This is a genomic window from Mesorhizobium sp. ESP7-2 (assembly GCF_020164715.1).
GTDB lineage: Bacteria > Pseudomonadota > Alphaproteobacteria > Rhizobiales > Rhizobiaceae > Mesorhizobium.
This window is the reverse complement of record NZ_JAIUGQ010000013.1, coordinates 87,772-102,984: the sequence shown is the minus strand read 5'-3', so window position 1 is coordinate 102,984 and position 15,213 is coordinate 87,772. Positions and strand designations below refer to the sequence as shown.

The 15,213-nt window shown below is 63.1% G+C and carries 17 protein-coding genes, 1 pseudogene and 1 riboswitch; of the genes and pseudogenes, 10 read left to right on the top strand and 8 right to left on the bottom strand.

Going from position 1 to position 15,213, the window contains the following annotated elements; translation table 11 throughout:
* Positions 1–93: 93 nt before the first annotated feature.
* Positions 94–462 carry an ArsR/SmtB family transcription factor gene (locus tag LB543_RS15285; protein WP_140754990.1) on the top strand — a complete coding sequence of 123 codons (369 nt, stop codon included), beginning with the start codon at positions 94–96 and terminating at the stop codon, positions 460–462.
* Positions 459–944, top strand: a complete 486-nt coding sequence (locus tag LB543_RS15280; protein WP_140754359.1) for an SRPBCC family protein — start codon at positions 459–461, stop codon at positions 942–944. Before LB543_RS15285 ends, LB543_RS15280 begins: the two co-directional genes overlap by 4 nt.
* Positions 945–965: 21 nt before the next feature.
* Here LB543_RS15280 and LB543_RS15275 read toward each other — a convergent pair whose 3' ends face one another.
* From LB543_RS15275 to rpmB, 3 genes are all read right to left on the bottom strand, one after another.
* On the bottom strand, positions 966–1,640 hold the full coding sequence (locus tag LB543_RS15275) for a spermidine synthase (RefSeq protein ID WP_140754357.1): 675 nt from the start codon (positions 1,638–1,640) through the stop codon (positions 966–968).
* Between the two features lie 3 nt (positions 1,641–1,643).
* Positions 1,644–2,327, bottom strand: coding sequence for a queuosine precursor transporter (locus LB543_RS15270; RefSeq protein WP_140754355.1), 684 nt, complete (start codon positions 2,325–2,327; stop codon positions 1,644–1,646).
* A 163-nt stretch (positions 2,328–2,490) separates the two neighbouring features.
* A complete protein-coding gene (gene rpmB, locus LB543_RS15265) occupies positions 2,491–2,787 on the bottom strand; it encodes a 50S ribosomal protein L28 (RefSeq protein WP_140754353.1) in 297 nt (98 codons plus the stop codon).
* A 259-nt stretch (positions 2,788–3,046) separates the two neighbouring features.
* Between rpmB and LB543_RS15260 the strand changes: the two genes are divergently transcribed.
* The 3 genes and pseudogenes from LB543_RS15260 (at position 3,047) to LB543_RS15250 (ending at position 5,266) form a co-directional block, all read left to right on the top strand.
* Positions 3,047–3,835, top strand: a complete 789-nt coding sequence (locus tag LB543_RS15260; RefSeq protein WP_224614633.1) for a DUF3108 domain-containing protein — start codon at positions 3,047–3,049, stop codon at positions 3,833–3,835.
* Between the two features lie 103 nt (positions 3,836–3,938).
* A pseudogene (locus tag LB543_RS15255) lies at positions 3,939–4,595 on the top strand (DMT family transporter); the annotation flags it as partial.
* Complete coding sequence (locus LB543_RS15250; protein ID WP_224594991.1) at positions 4,592–5,266, top strand: lysoplasmalogenase; 675 nt, start codon at positions 4,592–4,594, stop codon at positions 5,264–5,266. The pseudogene LB543_RS15255 and the gene LB543_RS15250, both read left to right, overlap by 4 nt.
* On the opposite strand, the gene LB543_RS15245 is transcribed toward LB543_RS15250, so the two are convergent.
* Positions 5,263–5,691 carry a cupin domain-containing protein gene (locus LB543_RS15245; RefSeq protein ID WP_224594994.1) on the bottom strand — a complete coding sequence of 143 codons (429 nt, stop codon included), beginning with the start codon at positions 5,689–5,691 and terminating at the stop codon, positions 5,263–5,265. The two genes, LB543_RS15250 and LB543_RS15245, sit on opposite strands and share 4 nt — an antisense overlap.
* A 22-nt stretch (positions 5,692–5,713) precedes the next feature.
* Positions 5,714–6,481 (bottom strand): hydroxyacylglutathione hydrolase, encoded by a 768-nt coding sequence (gene gloB, locus LB543_RS15240; RefSeq protein WP_224614632.1) that lies wholly within the window; start codon positions 6,479–6,481, stop codon positions 5,714–5,716.
* 160 nt (positions 6,482–6,641) lie between these two features.
* Between gloB and LB543_RS15235 the strand changes: the two genes are divergently transcribed.
* The 3 genes from LB543_RS15235 to LB543_RS15225 all read left to right on the top strand — a co-directional run bounded on the left by LB543_RS15235 (position 6,642) and on the right by LB543_RS15225 (position 10,276).
* Entirely contained in the window at positions 6,642–7,418 is a 777-nt protein-coding gene (locus LB543_RS15235) for a class I SAM-dependent methyltransferase (protein ID WP_224594998.1), read from the top strand.
* Between the two features lie 137 nt (positions 7,419–7,555).
* Positions 7,556–9,373 carry an ABC transporter ATP-binding protein/permease gene (locus tag LB543_RS15230; RefSeq protein WP_140809489.1) on the top strand — a complete coding sequence of 606 codons (1,818 nt, stop codon included), beginning with the start codon at positions 7,556–7,558 and terminating at the stop codon, positions 9,371–9,373.
* A gap of 99 nt (positions 9,374–9,472) precedes the next feature.
* The gene (locus tag LB543_RS15225; protein WP_224614631.1) at positions 9,473–10,276 is read left to right on the top strand and encodes a DUF1194 domain-containing protein; all 804 of its coding nucleotides are present in this window, start codon (positions 9,473–9,475) and stop codon (positions 10,274–10,276) included.
* Positions 10,277–10,285: 9 nt separating this feature from the next.
* Here the strand turns inward: LB543_RS15225 and LB543_RS15220 are convergent, their stop codons facing one another.
* The gene (locus LB543_RS15220) at positions 10,286–11,209 is read right to left on the bottom strand and encodes a glycosyltransferase family 2 protein (RefSeq protein WP_224614630.1); all 924 of its coding nucleotides are present in this window, start codon (positions 11,207–11,209) and stop codon (positions 10,286–10,288) included.
* Between the two features lie 373 nt (positions 11,210–11,582).
* Between LB543_RS15220 and LB543_RS15215 the strand changes: the two genes are divergently transcribed.
* Complete coding sequence (locus LB543_RS15215) at positions 11,583–11,903, top strand: DUF1330 domain-containing protein (protein WP_224614629.1); 321 nt, start codon at positions 11,583–11,585, stop codon at positions 11,901–11,903.
* A 20-nt stretch (positions 11,904–11,923) separates the two neighbouring features.
* Here LB543_RS15215 and metW read toward each other — a convergent pair whose 3' ends face one another.
* Positions 11,924–12,538 carry a methionine biosynthesis protein MetW gene (gene metW / locus LB543_RS15210; RefSeq protein ID WP_140754331.1) on the bottom strand — a complete coding sequence of 205 codons (615 nt, stop codon included), beginning with the start codon at positions 12,536–12,538 and terminating at the stop codon, positions 11,924–11,926.
* Positions 12,539–12,596: 58 nt separating this feature from the next.
* Entirely contained in the window at positions 12,597–13,766 is a 1,170-nt protein-coding gene (metX, locus tag LB543_RS15205) for a homoserine O-acetyltransferase MetX (RefSeq protein WP_140754329.1), read from the bottom strand.
* 119 nt (positions 13,767–13,885) lie between these two features.
* Positions 13,886–13,963, bottom strand: a riboswitch (SAM riboswitch).
* Positions 13,964–14,100: 137 nt separating this feature from the next.
* Between metX and hisC the strand changes: the two genes are divergently transcribed.
* On the top strand, positions 14,101–15,210 hold the full coding sequence (hisC, locus tag LB543_RS15200) for a histidinol-phosphate transaminase (protein WP_224614628.1): 1,110 nt from the start codon (positions 14,101–14,103) through the stop codon (positions 15,208–15,210).
* The last annotated feature ends 3 nt before the right edge of the window (positions 15,211–15,213 follow it).

The window sequence follows — 15,213 nt, the reverse complement described above, 5'->3', positions numbered from 1 at the left end:
AATCGGATCGGGGTTTTCGGCCATGAACCGCGTTTGCGGAAACACTTTAGTCTCGACTTGACAATTGAAGGTGTGTGAGCAATACTCAAGTCCATGCTTAACCATTCAGAGATCGACAGCATTCTTCGCGCTCTTGTCGAGCCCACCCGCCGGCAGATCCTGGAACGGTTGAGCAGCGGACCGGCCACCGTCAGCCAGTTGGCGGAGCCGTTCGGCATGACCTTCGCCGCCGTGCTGCAGCATCTCCAGGCGTTGGAGGCCTGCGGTCTGATCCGCAGCGAAAAGATCGGGCGGGTGCGCACCTGCCGGATCGAACCGGGCGGGCTCGCCCCGCTCGCCGACTGGATTGCCGAACGCCGCACCCTGGCGGAACGCCATCTCGACCGTCTTGGCCAGATTCTGGCCGAGACAGACCAATCCCCCAAGATAAGTCAGGATCAGGAAAAGGACGAACATCAATGAACCAGATCGCCCCCGTCAAGGACGAGCATTCCGTCATCCACTCCACCTTCACCATCGAGCGGACCTACCCGCAATCGCCGTCACGTGTCTTCCATGCCTTCGCCGACAAGGCGACGGTGCGGCGCTGGCGCGTCGAAGGCGATGGTTTTGCCGTTGCCGAATTCAGCTTCGACTTTCGCGTCGGCGGCGGCGAGGTGTCTCGCTTCAGCTATGGCGGCGGTCCGGAGGTCAGGCTCGACGCGCAATTCCAGGACATCGTTGCCGACCAGCGCATCGTGTTTTCCTACAGGATGGCGATCGGGCCGCAGCCCATGTCGGCATCGCTCACCACCGTGGAACTGACGCCATCGGGCGATGGCACAAGGCTGACCTACACCGAGCAAGGCGCCTTCTTCGACGGTATCGATTCCGCCAAGGGACGGGAGGAGGGGACCCGCGGGCTGCTGGAGGCCCTTGCCGCCGAACTTCAGCGGTCAAACTAGCCGCGGCCGCCGTGGCCAAGATCATGAGGCTTTGGTGGCTATCCAGATGACATGGCGCGCGCCGCGCTTGCCGTTGGCGCGCGTGTTGACTTCCTCGACGGCGAAGCCTGCCTGTTTAAGCCGCCGCGTGAAGCCGGCATCGGGCCCCTGCGACCACACCGCCAGCACACCCCCCGGCTTGAGGGCGGTACGCGCGGCGGAGAGGCCAGCCGCGCTGTAGAGGGCGTCATTGCCCTTGTGGACAATGCCTTCGGGGCCGTTGTCGACGTCGAGCAGGATCGCGTCCCAGGCTGTGGGCTCGGACCGTATCAACTGGCCGACATCGGTTTCGCGGATGGTGACGCGGGAATCATCGAGCGAGCCGGCGAAAATCGCGGCCATCGGGCTGCGCGCCCAGGCGACGACGGCCGGCACCAGTTCCGCGACAATGATTTCGGCATTGTTGCCCAGTTCGGCGAGAGCAGCGCGCAGCGTAAAACCCATACCAAGCCCGCCGATCAGGATTCTCGGCCGAAGATGGCCCGCAATCCTTTGACAGGACAGTTTCGCCAGCGCTTCCTCGGAGCCGCTCAGCCGGCTGTTCATCAGCTCGTTGGTGCCGAGCATGATCGAGAATTCGGAACCGCGCCGTTTCAGCCGCAATTCCTGCCGGCCGTCGGGCGTTTTTGCGGAGTCCAGCTGGATCCAGGGAATCACGGCCTAGACCGCGGCAATGGCCGGCTGGCTCCAGCGGGCGGCGAGCAGCCGGTAGGGGATCAGTGCCACGACAGCGATGATCAGTTTCACGCTGAGGTCGCCAAGCGCCCAGGACACCCAGCGCATGCCATCGACATGAAACACGCCCATCAATGGGGCGCTCTCGAGTGCAAAACCGTCGCTTGGACCGACAAATGCAAAGGCGGCCGAAAAAGCGACACCGAAGAACACGACGGTGTCGAACACCGATCCGACCAGTGTGCCGACGATCGGCGCCCGCCACCAGCTCTGCCGGCGCAGCCGGTTGAACACGGTGACGTCGAGCAACTGCGCGGTCAGGAAAGCAGCGCCCGAAGCGGCCGCGATGCGCACCAGCCGGTCGGCTGATGTCTCGAATTCGATGAAGCCATGGCGGAACAGGAAGGGCGGAACGAGGATGGAGCAGACCACCGCCGTCATGAAGCCGACAAAGACAATCCGGCGCGCGACCGCAGGTCCGTAGCGGCGGTTGGCGAGGTCCGTGACCAGGAAGGAAAAGGGATAGGTGAAGGCGCCCCAGGTCAAAACGTCGGCAAGCGACAGGCCGCCGATCTGGCCCTGCATGGGGAACTGCACGAGGATGTTCGAAGCCACGACGACAAGCGCCATGGCGGCCACAAAGGGCAAATATCGCGAAAAAGAAGACATTTTTTTATCCTGGGTAATGGAACCAGCGGAGAGTTTTGCCGAAACCGGATCACGCTCGCTTTGTTCGAGCATCGAATCCATGGCCGCTTCGCGATCTCGATCCGATGCTCAGTGGGCCAACAAGAGGTTGGCCAGGGCGGTTGTCCCCCGCCCGAAAGACGAATTAAGCCGCAGCCTGTTCGGCGGTCTTCTTGGCGATCTGCTTCTTCAAGAGACGCGCGCGCAGCGACAGCTCCTTGACGTCGGCCTTGGCCAGGAAAGCATCGAGGCCGCCGCGATGTTCGACCGAACGCAGCGCGTTGGCAGAAATGCGCAGGCGCACATTCTGGTTCAGCGCTTCCGAAATCAGCGTCACATTGACGAGGTTCGGCAGGAAGCGACGCTTGGTCTTGTTGTTGGCGTGGCTCACATTGTTGCCGGTCTGTACTGCCTTGGCAGTGAGTTCGCAGGTGCGGGACATGGTTCTAACCTTCAGTTCTCTCGTGACCTGCCAAACCTTTGTGCCCACGCCGGGTGGCGCGCGGTTCTGATCAGGCGGCCTTATGGAAAAAGTTGGCGTTCCATAGTTGCATTTCACCGGGGCGTCAAGCTCCGGCTTCCCTAAGGAAGCGCCCGGCATTTCATATTAAGGCCGGATTTCCTCCTATAAGCGGTCTCATAGGGACATGCCAGACCGGAGTCGCCCGCCTCCGGCCGAAAATCAAGGATCCGATCCCGCCATGCCTCGTTCGTCTCACGCGCTGGTTGCCGCGCTTGCCATCGCCTTGCCGTCCGCCGCGTCCGCTGCTTCGCCGCAGTCGTTCAAGGGCGAATACACAGTTTCGTTCCTTGGCTTCTCGATCGCAAGATCGACTTTCTCCAGCAACTATCAGAACGGGGTTTATGCGATCAATGGCACCGTCTCAGCAGCGGGTCTGGCCAAGCTGTTCGACGATACGCGTGGCACGATCTCGTCCAAGGGTACGATCTCCGGACAGAAGATGGTGCCGCAGGCGTTTCGTGCCGATTACACTTCCGGCAAGAAAGCGTCCGCGATCGACATCCGCTTTACCGATGGCAACGTGACCTCGACGCAGGTCATCCCCGCTCCGGGCAAGCGCGATCCCAAGGCCTGGGTGCCGGTCGGCGCCGGCGACCTGGCATCGGTGCTCGATCCGATGGCCGCGACCGTCATCCATGCCGATAGCCTCGACCAAGTCTGCGGCCGCAAGGTCAAGTTCTACGATGGCGAGATGCGCGCGGACCTGACACTGACCTATGCCTCGAAAGGAACGATCTCGGTGCCGGGCTACAAGGGCGACACCGTCACCTGCCAGATGGGTTTCGAGCCGGTGGCCGGCTATCGCAAGGGCCGCAAGGCGCTCAACTATCTCAAGAACAAAAGCCGCATGATGGTGACATTTGCACCGCTTGGCCAAACCGGCGTATATGCGCCGATCCACGCCACGGTTGGAACGCAGATCGGCACCTTGACCATCAGCGCCGGGCGTTTCGAAGCGGTACAATAAGGCACGCCACCGGGGACAGAATGGGGCGCGCCACTGGAGGCGGAATGGCGCGCGCGACATTGATCGGCTTTTCGGCGGTCGCCATGTGGTCGTTGCTGGCGTTGCGCCGGCGGTGGAGGCGAGCCTGATCGCTTATCTCTGGCCGCTGCTGATCGTGCTGGGCTCGGCGCTGATGCCGGGCGAAAAACTAGCTTGGAATCATGTCGTCGGCGCGCTGCTTGGCCTTGCCGGCACGGTCCTCATCGTCACCAAGGGCGGCGGCCTGGCCTTCGACGCCCGCTATACCTTCGGCTACGCCATGGCCGCCGTCTGCGCCCTGCTATGGTCGTCCTATTCGCTGCTGTCGCGACGTTTCCCGTCGGTGCCGACCGGCATCGTCACCTGGTTCTGCGCGGCAACCGCCGTGCTGTCGCTCGCCTGCCACCTGGCACTCGAGGAAACAGTGCTGCCTGACGGCGCCGGCCAGTGGCTGGCCGTGCTCGGGCTCGGCCTGATGCCGGTGGGCGCGGCCTTCTACGCCTGGGATATCGGCGTCAAGCGCGGCAACATCCAGGTGCTGGGTGCTGCAAGCTACGCGGCACCGCTTTTGTCGACACTGGTGCTGATCTCGGCCGGCGTCGCCGAGCCTTCGTTGCGCATTCTAGCCGCCTGCGTGCTCATCACTGGCGGCGCGGCGCTGGCGGCAAAGTCGCTGTTCCTGCGCAAGCCGGCGGCATCCGAGAGCGGAGCCAGGGCATCCGAAGGCGGAGCCCGGGCATGACGATGCCCTTTGCCGGCGGCATCGACGCCAACGCCAATGCAACGCTGATCTTTTCGCTGGTGGCGGCGGTGATCTATGCCTTCACGCTTGGCATGCCGCCGACGCTGGCCCGCTCGGCGGCAAAGACACTCGCCGTGGCCATGCTTGCCGTGCTGGCCGCGAAGCAGGGCGGCCCGCCGTTGCTGGTCGCCGCCCTTGGATTGAGCGCGGTTGGTGACGCCTTCCTGTCGCGCGACGGGGAAAAGGCATTTCTCGGCGGGCTGGCGAGCTTTCTCGTCGCGCACACCGTCTATGTCGTGCTGTTCCTGCGCAGCGGCGGCGGATTGGAGTTGCTTGCCGCCGAATCCTGGCGCGGCGCGATTGCACTGGCCATGGCGGCGTTCGCGATTGTCATGCTGGCGGCGCTCTGGCGTCGTGTCGGTCCCGGCCTGCGTATTCCGATTGCCGTCTATGTCCTTGCGATCCTGGCGATGGGCATGTCGGCGCTGACGATAGACAGTACCTGGGTGATCGGCGGCGCCGTGCTGTTCATGGCATCGGACGGGCTGCTCGCCACGGAGAAATTTTTAGTGCCGGCCATCTCGCCGCATCGCGCCTGGATGCGCCTTGCCGTCTGGGTGTTGTACTACGCCGCCCAATTGGCAATTACCCTGGGTTTCTTGCTGGGTTAAAGCGGCTTCGGCTGCCAGCCCGGCTCCGCGAGTTCGAAGGCGGCGAAATCGAAACCCGGCGCGACCGTGCAGCCGACCAGCGTCCACTCGCCCAGGCTGCGCGCCGATTGCCACCAGCCTGCCGGCACGACGATTTGCGGCCGTTCGCCCGCCGCGAGGTCGATGCCGAGAACCTGCTCTATAATGGCGCCGCCTTCATCGGACATAGACAGCGCCAGCGGGGCACCCGCATGGAAATGCCAAACCTCGGCGGCATCCTTGACCCGATGCCAGGCCGAAAGCTGGTGCTGTTCCAGCAGGAAATAGATTGCGGTCGAATGGCCGCGCGCACCGCCGGCTTCGTCGCGAAAGGTTTCCGCGTACCAGCCGCCTTCCGGGTGCGGCTTCAGTGCGAGCGTTGCTATGATTTCCGCGGAACTGGTCATCGGCAGAAAGCTCGCATGTTGCTCAGAAATTGTCCTTGCGCTTGCGAATCTCGGCGAAGACCTCGGCATCTCCAGCCTTTTCCATGCCCAGATGTTTGCGGATTGCCGGATCGTGCCAGCGCAGGAAGGGGTTGGTCGACAGTTCCTGGCCGATCGTCGTCGGCAGCGTCGGCTTGTTGTCGAGCCGCAGCGCCTCGATCCGCGCGGCGCGCTCCTTCAATGCCGAGTTGGTGGGGTCGACGCTCAGCGCGAAACGGGCATTGGCGAGCGTGTATTCGTGGCCGCAATAGACTGTCGTCTCGGCGGGAAGGGCCACGAGCTTCTTCAGCGATTCGTACATCACCGGCGGCTTGCATTCGAACAGCCGCCCACAGCCCAGCGCGAACAGCGTATCCGCGGTGAATGCCACTTTCGATGCCGGCAGATGGTAGGAGACATGGCCGGCGGTATGTCCGGGCGTGGCGATCACCTCGATGCGCTCATCGCCGAGATGAAGGACGGAACCTTCTTCGACGGTTTCGTCGATGCCGGGAATCTTGGCCTTTTCCGCCTCCGGCCCGACGATGCGCAGCTTGAAGCGCTCCTTGAGCGCCAGATTGGCCTCGACGTGATCGACATGGTGATGCGTGGTCAGGATCATCGTCGGCGTCCAGCCCGTGCGCTTGATCGCGGCCAGGATCGGCGCTTCCTCGGGCGCGTCGATGATCGCGGTCTGGCCGCTTTCGGGGTCATGCACCAGCACGCCGAAATTGTCGGTGCGGCACATGAACTGTTCGATTTCGACCGGCATTGCGTCTCTCCATTTATCGCGCAGACATAGGGCGCGGCTGCGCGAATGTCATCCCGGGATGTCGAAGCGAATATTATCCTGGGATGGGAATTGAGATCCGCCGTGCCGGCCGCCTTGGCCTTTTGTTGAATCCGGCCGATATCACGGCTACATCCCTGACATGCATTCCGACATCGTCGACCTTCGCTCCTTCTATTCGACAACGCTCGGCCGGTTCGCCGAGCACTCGATCACCATGGCGCTGTCGTCGATATGGGCCGCTGTGCCCAATGAGCGGCTGGTCGGCCTCGGTTACACCTTGCCCTGGCTGGAGCGCTTCGGCTCCGATGCCGAGCGGGTCTTCGCCTTCATGCCGGCGACCCAGGGCGCCGTGGTCTGGCCGGCGACGGGGCCGACGGCAACGGCACTGGTCTTCGACGAGGAACTGCCGCTGGTCGATTCCTGCATCGACCGCATGCTGCTCGTCCATTCGCTCGAACATGTCGAGAACCCGCGCGAGACGCTGAACGAAATCTGGCGGGTACTGTCGCCGGCGGGGCGCGTCGTCATCGTCGTGCCCAACCGGCGCGGTGTCTGGGCGCGCTTCGAACATACGCCGTTCGGCAACGGGCGGCCTTTCTCACGCGGGCAGCTCACCGAACTGCTGCGCGAGGCGAATTTCACGCCCGCCGCGTGGTCCGATGCCCTGTTTTTCCCGCCATCGCGGCGGCGCTTCATGATGCGCTTCCACAATGTGCTGGAGCGCGCCGGCCGGCGGCTTTGGCCGATCTTCTCCGGCGTCATCGTCGTCGAGGCGCAGAAGCGGCTTTACCAAGGCGTGCCGGTGGCCCAGCGCGCGTCTCGCCGCGTCTTCGTGCCGGTGCTGTCGCCGCATGGCGCGACACGGCTCGGCCGCCGCGCCGAAGCATCGTCGGTTCGGCAAGTGACACCTTCGTGATCGCGATGGAAACTTGCATCGCGCGGCATCTTTCCGACCTATCTGTCGTGCTGGACTGGCTGAGTGGTTGACAGGCTGCCGTCGTCGGCTCTCTTCACCCGGTTTGAGCTTCGCACCTGAACGCAAGGACCTCGGCTATGGCTGATCAACTGGACAATCAGGCCACCGTTCAGCCGGTCGCCGTGGTCAGCAGCCTGCGCGATCAGGTGGCGACGATCAAGCGGGCGCTGATAGAATCGCCGGTTCGCAAATGGTTGCTATGGACGTCGGTCGGCATGATGGCCGTCATCGTCGCGACGTCGATCGGCCAGGTTCTGCTCAATCGCTGGAACCAACCCTTTTACGACGCGCTCGCGCGCCGCGACATGGCTGCCTTCCTGCATCAGCTTCTTGTCTTTGCCATGATCGCCGGCGGGCTGCTGGTGCTCAACATCGGCCAAACCTGGCTCAACCAGATGATCCGGCTGAAGTTGCGCGAGGCGCTGACGCTGGATTTGATCGACCAGTGGATGCGGCCGGCGCGTGCTTTCCGGCTGGCCAATGCCGGCGCCATCGGCGTCAATCCCGACCAGCGTATGCAGCAGGATGCGGCGCACCTGTCGGACCTGTCGACCGATCTTGGTGTCGGCCTGCTGCAGTCCCTCATACTGCTCGTGTCTTTCGTCGGCGTGTTGTGGGAGCTGTCTGCGGGCTTCGTGTTCCACGTTGGTGGCTGGTCGCTGGCGATACCGGGCTACATGGTCTGGGCGGCGTTCCTCTATGCCGGCACCGCCTCCTGGCTGAGCTGGCTGGTCGGGCGGCCGCTCATCCGTCTCAACAGCGACCGCTATACGCGCGAAGCGGAGCTGCGGTCCTCGATGGTGCGCGTCAACGAGAATGTCGATGCCATCGCGCTGTACCGCGGCGAGAATGATGCCAAGCGACGGCTCGAACTCGACCTCGGCACGGTGCTGGGCGCCATGCGGCGCATCTACACCGCCCAGATCAACCTGTCCTGGGTAACCGACACCTATGGCTGGATCACCGTAGTGGCGCCGATCCTGGTCGCCTCGCCGGTCTATTTCTCGGGCGATATCAGCTTTGGCGGACTGATGATGGCGGTCGGCGCCTTCAACCAGGTGCATTCGTCGTTGCGCTGGTTCATCAACAACATCGGCAGCATCGCCGACTGGCGCGCCACGCTGATGCGCGTCGCCGACTTCCGCATCGCGCTCAATGAAACCGATGTGCTGCACGACAAGGAGAAGCGTATCTCCTTCGATGAAAACGCCAATGGCAGCCTGACGTTCGAGAAACTCCAGGTGGCCTCGCCAGAGGGCTGCACGAAGCTCTCCGACCAGCATGTCGAAATCCGTGCCGGGGAGCGCGTGATGATCACCGGTGAGCCGGGCGCCGGCAAGACGCTGTTCTTCCGCGCCATTGCCGGCCTGTGGCCATGGGGAAGCGGGAAGATCGGCATGCCGGCGGGAGAGGCCCCCATCTTCGTGCCTCGTGTCCCTTATTTCCCGGCCGGCACGCTGCGCGAGGTCCTTGACCATCCTTATGGCGTTGCTCCGGCAAGCGATGCCGATATCTCGGCGGTGCTTGCCGAAGTCGGCCTCGGGCGGCTGTCATCCTCGCTCGACCGGTCGGCCCGCTGGGGCCGTGAGTTGGGCGATGACGAACAGCGATCGCTCGCCTTCGCCAGGCTTGCTTTGCGGAAGCCGAAATGGGTGATCATCGATGAAGCGATGGATGCATTCGACGGCCCGTCGCTGAGGCGTGTGCTGTCGCTGCTGGATAAGCATCTGAAGGACGCCGCGATCATCAATATCGGACGCGGCCTGCACAACAATCAGTTCTTTCCGCGGTCCCTGACGATCGTGAAGGATACCGGCGCACCCGCGCTGAAACCCGCTCCCGTCAGGGCAGGTGCCATCGAACCGCCGCCAGTCGCCGTACAGCGCAAGGCATAGAACAGCCGGCAATCGGACCGACCGGGCGCGCCTGCGACAAGCTTTATTTCGCCGTGATCGCGAGCGAATGTCGCGATCGAAACATCGCTTGTGCTGGCCATGCTTGAGACAATGAGCCTGCTTGCCTGCCTGGCTTGCGCCGAGGCCGCTCCGGTTCCTTCGGCGCCGGATACGCTGTCCGTCGACGTCGAACTGGTGCTGGCGGTCGATATCTCCCTGTCGATGGACGAGACCGAGTTCGCCCTTCAACGCGCCGGCTACGTCGAGGCGCTGCGGCATGCCGATTTCATCCAGGCGGTCCGCTCCGGCCATACGGGACGCATTGCGCTCGCCTATTTCGAATGGGCCGGCACGGTGCGCGATGACGCGGTCATCGGCTGGCAGATCATCGACAGCGCGCAGAGTGCCAACAGCTTTGCCGACAAGCTCGCGGCCCGCCCCTTCAGGAGTTTCCGCGGCACCTCGATTTCAAGCGCGCTTGCCTTCGGCACCGAGCTTTTCGACGGCACCAATTTCGCGGGCGAACGCAGCGTCATCGACATATCAGGCGACGGCCCCAACAATATCGGGCCGCCGGTCACCGTGACGCGCGATGCGGCCATTGCCAAGGGCATCGTCATCAACGGCTTGCCGATCGTGATCAAGCCATCGCCGACCTTCAGCCATCTCGATCAGTATTATGCACAGTGCGTGACCGGCGGGCCTGGTTCCTTCGTGCTGCCGATCCATGCGGCCGACGAGTTTTCGACGGCGATCCGGCGCAAGCTGATCCTTGAGGTCAGCGGCGTTCGGGACAAGCCCAAAATCACGCCCGTCGAGATGGACGCACCGATCGACTGCCTGCTGGGGGAACGGGACCGGCGGTTCCTGTCGGATCCCTATTTTCCGGAACTGGACCGATAGGCCTGGCCGTCAGGCCGGTGGAATTCCAAACTTCCCGCGAACTTCGTCATAGAGATCGCGCCGCCAGCGACGGCCGTAAAGATAACCGGTGACCAGTTCCGGCAATGAATAACCAAGCGCATCAGACGAACGGTTGGCCATGTATCCCGCAAATGCCTGTGGTATCCGCCCCCGGAGAATATCGGCGATGATCTGCCGCGCGATCATAAAGGGTGGGACATGGGGGTAAGAGCGAGCGATGTGCGGGTGCTTGCTCATCAGGATCGCATAGGCTTCGACATAGCCGTCCCTGCGGCCCGAAATCGAATTCTGCGAATTGTGCTTCGTCCAGTCGATATCTTCCGATAATTGGGCGCCGAAGCGCTGCGCGAAGCGCAGCAGAAGCTCCCGGTCCTGCATCCGGGGAATGTCGCTGTCATAGCCGCCGATGGCCAGCAAAGCCTCCCGCCTGGCCGTTATCGCCGACCCGGCGATGAAGGCCGTCTGCGCAACCACCGCCCGCTCCAGTATTGACGGACTGAGGAAAGCACCGCGGTTGACGCAGGCGGTGCCACGGCCGCCCTTCACCGAGACATATGAAGAGAGCAGGACTTCGAGCGCCGGATTGTCGTCGAACCATGCCAGCGTCCGTTCGAGCCGGTGCGGCAGGAAGAGATCATCCGAATCGAGAAAAGTCACCACGGGCGCCCTCGCCAGCTCGATGCCGGCATTCCTGGCGGCATTGGCGCCGCGCCATTTCGCGCCGACATAGATCAGCCGAGGGTCGCGGATGCGCGCAAGCGCGGCTTCCGTCCCGTCGGTCGAGCCATCGTCGACGACGATATGCTCAAACCGCGTCATGCTTTGAGAAAGCACGCTTTCCACGGCGCGCAGCACCGTTTCGCGCCGGTTGTGGGTCGGTGTGATGACCGTGATGAGGGGCAAATGCTCCATCGCGTCAGCCGTTTCCGGCGCGAAAATGCACTTTCCGATAGCTCTTTTCGGTCTGCAGGATGGTTGAATGGATCGGACTTCCCCCTGGATGGCCCTCATCGGATTCGGTGCGACGCTACAAAAAACAACCTGTTATGTCACCCATTGAGCCGTGGTTCGACCGACCTGGCGTGATGAATTCCGGCTCTTAGCGCTTCAACTGCAACACCATTTCCATTGCTAAGGACGCGCAAGTCACCGTCGCCAGGATTGGCGGAGGCTCTGGCGACTGCGTCCATTCCATTACCTCGAGCGTAATCGCTTCCTGGCGAGTGCTTGGGGCAAAAGATCATTCACCAGGCCGGCCGGTCTCGAAATCAAAGGGAGTACCGTCATGACCGCCTACGCCGTTGCCCATATGCGCCAGGCTACAATGGGGCCGCAGATCGTCGAGTATCTGCATAAAATCGATGCCACGCTGGAGCCTTTCGGCGGTCGTTTCCTGGTCCACGGCGGCAATTTGGAGGTGATGGAGAACGACTGGCCGGGCCACCTCATCATCATCGGATTCCCTGACAGGGAGCGTCTGCGCGACTGGTATGATTCGCCGGCCTATCGGGCGATCCTGGCACTGCGGACCGCTAATTCGCGATCGGACGTGGTATTCGCCGACGGCGTCGAACATCCGCACAAGGCCACCGACGTCCTGAAATAGCGGCGTGCCCGAGCGGAAGCCTACCGCTTCAGCAGGAACACAGCCTGCTGGCCAAAGAAATTCCAGAACCACCAGGGCATCGACAGGCCGATCTTCTGGCCGCTGGCGTCGAGCGCGGTCGCCTTCTCCACCGTCGCTCCGAGCTCCTCGCACAAATTGACGAAGTCGCGGATGGTGCAGAAGTGGATGTTGGGCGTGTCGTACCAGGAATAGGGCAGGTCCTTGGTCACCGGCATGCGGCCCTTGACGAACAGCGACAGGCGCACCCGCCAATGGCCGAAATTGGGGAAGGACACGATCGCCCGGTTGCCGATCCTGAGCAGTTCGTCGAGCACCAGTTTGGGATTGCGGGTGGCCTGCAGGGTTTGCGACAGGACGACGAAGTCGAAACCCTTGTCGGGATAGAATTCGAGATCCTTGTCGGCATCGCCCTGTATGACCGAGAGCCCGCGCGCCACGCATTCATTGACGCCGCGCTGCGACAACTCGAGCCCGCGGCCGTCGACCTGCTTGGTCTCCTGCAGCAATTCGAGCAGCGAGCCGTCGCCGGAGCCGACGTCGAGCACACGCGATTGCGGCGGGATGAGATTGGCGATGACCTCGAGGTCGACGCGCTGGCTGCCGTTGACGCTCATGGCTTCGCCTCCTGTTTGGCGCATGACCTTGATCCGAAAAGTCTGCAACTTTTCGGGGTCATGCGCCGAGCCCCCTGGCGCGCGCGGCCGAGCCGATGAAGCCGTTGATGGCGGCAAACAGTTCTGGCTCGTCCAGCAGGAAGGCGTCGTGGCCGCGATCGGTCTCGATCTCGACGAAGGACACCGAGGCGCCGGCGGCGTTGAGCGCGTGCACGATCGAGCGGCTCTCTTCGGTCGGAAACAGCCAGTCCGACGTGAAGGACACCAGGCAGAAGCGGGTTTTGGTGCCGGCAAAGGCGTCCGCCAGCCGGCCGCCATGGTCGGCGGCAAGGTCGAAATAATCCATCGACCGGGTCATGTAGAGGTAGGAGTTGGCGTCGAAACGGTCGACGAAGGTCATGCCCTGGTGGCGCAGATAGCTCTCGATCTGGAAATCGGCATCGAAGCCGAAGGTCAGCGCTTCGCGGTCCTGCAGGTTGCGGCCGAATTTGCGGTGCAGGGCGGCCTCCGACAGATAGGTGATGTGGGCGGCCATGCGGGCCACCGCCAGCCCCTTTTCCGGGCGCTTGCCGTGCTCGAAATATTTGCCGCCATGCCAGTCCGGATCGGCCATCACGGCCTGCCGCCCGACTTCGTGGAAGGCGATGTTCTGTGACGAATGGCGCGCGCCGGTGGCGATCGGCAGCGCCGAGAACACGCGCTCGGGATAGCTCGACGCCCATTGCAGCACCTGCATGCCGCCCATCGAACCGCCCAGCACGCAGAACAACTTCTCGATGCCGAAATGGTCGACCAGCATGTGCTGCGCACGCACCATGTCGCGGATGGTGATCACCGGAAGGTCGAGCCCATAGGGCTTTCCCGTGGCGGGATTGGTCGAGGCCGGCCCGGTGGAACCAAGACAGCCGCCGATGACGTTGGAGCAGATGACGAAGAAACGGCTGGTATCGATGATCTTGCCGGGGCCGATCAGAACTTCCCACCAGCCCGGCTTGCCGGTCACCGGATTGGTGCTGGCGACATGCTGGTCGCCAGTCAGCGCATGGCAGACGAGGATGGCATTGGAACGGGCGTCGTTCAGCGTGCCATAGGTCTGGTAGGCGATCTGGAATGGCGACAGCAGCGTGCCGGCATCGAGCTTGAGCGGCTTGTCGGGCCCGAAACGCAACACCGGGCTCGACGGTTGGTCGGCCTCGTTGTTGGTCTTTCCTGCACGCAGAGCAGCCATCACGTCTCTCTTGCTGCACCGTGCTTTTGCGGAAATCGCTGCCGATCTCCGCGCCGCCGATGCGTTCGTCCGGCCGGTCGCGGACAACAAAAAACCGGCATTGCCTTCGCAAAGCCGGTTACGTCACGCAAACGGCCCTTTAGCGAATTGTTTAACGTGGCTGCAAGCCGACCGGCCAAATCACCACGGAACTGTCACCGTCCTTCTAGAACTCGTCCGCCTCGCCGTCAATGGCGGCCGCTGGCACCACTGCCGCCCCTCGACATTGCCTGCCGCGGCTTGTATTTCCGCAGCGGCTTCCGGATGGAGGCATTTTTGACGGATTTTGCAAGATATGAACCAGACACTCGATCAGGCACGTCCAACCCCGCGCGCGGGCATCATGGACATAGACGCCTACGTGCCCGGCAAGAGCACGGCGCCCGCCGGTGTCGCCAAGGTCCACAAGCTGTCGTCGAATGAGAATCCGCTGGGGCCCTCGCCGAAGGCGATCGAGGCCGCGCGCGAAGTCGCCGGCAAACTCGACATCTATCCCGACGGCACCGCCAGGCGGTTGCGCGAGGCGATCGCCGAGGTGCATGGCCTCAACGCGCAGAACATCATCTGCTCGAACGGTTCCGACGAGATCCTCGGCCTGCTGGCGCAGACCTATCTCGCACCGGGCGACGAGGCCATGTTCACCGAACACGCCTTCATGGTCTACAAGATCTACATCCAGTCGGCGGGCGCCACGCCGGTCGTGGTCAAGGAGACCGACGAGCGCGCCGACATCGATGCGATGCTGGCAGCCGTGACGCCGCGCACGAAAATCGTGTTCCTGGCCAATCCCAACAACCCGACCGGCACCTATGTGCCATTCCAGGAGGTGCGTCGTCTGCATGCCGGACTGCCGAAAAACGTGCTTCTGGTGCTCGACGCGGCCTATGCCGAATATGTCCGCCGCAACGACTATGAAGCCGGCATAGAACTTGTTGGCAGCGCCGAGAACGTGGTGATGACCCGCACCTTCTCCAAGATCGGCCTTGGCGGCGCGCGCATCGGCTGGATGTATGGTCCGATGCACATCGTCGACGCGATCAACCGCGTGCGCGGTCCCTTCAACGTCAATGCGACGGCGATCGAAGCCGGCATCGCCGCGATCCGCGACCGCGCCCATGTCGAGCGCAGCGTGGCGCATAACGAGACCTGGCTCACCTGGCTGAGCCAGGAGATGACCGGGCTCGGGCTGCGCGTGACACCCAGCGTCGGCAATTTCCTGCTCATCCATTTTCCCGACGACCAAAAGCATTCCGCAGCGGCTGCTGATGAGTATTTGACCGCGCGCGGCTATATTCTGCGGCGCGTTTCAGGCTACGGCTTTCCCAACGCGCTGCGCATGACCGTCGGCACCGAAGAGGCCAATCGCGGCGTTGTCGCCGCGCTCACGACATTTCTGAAAAGCTAGAAG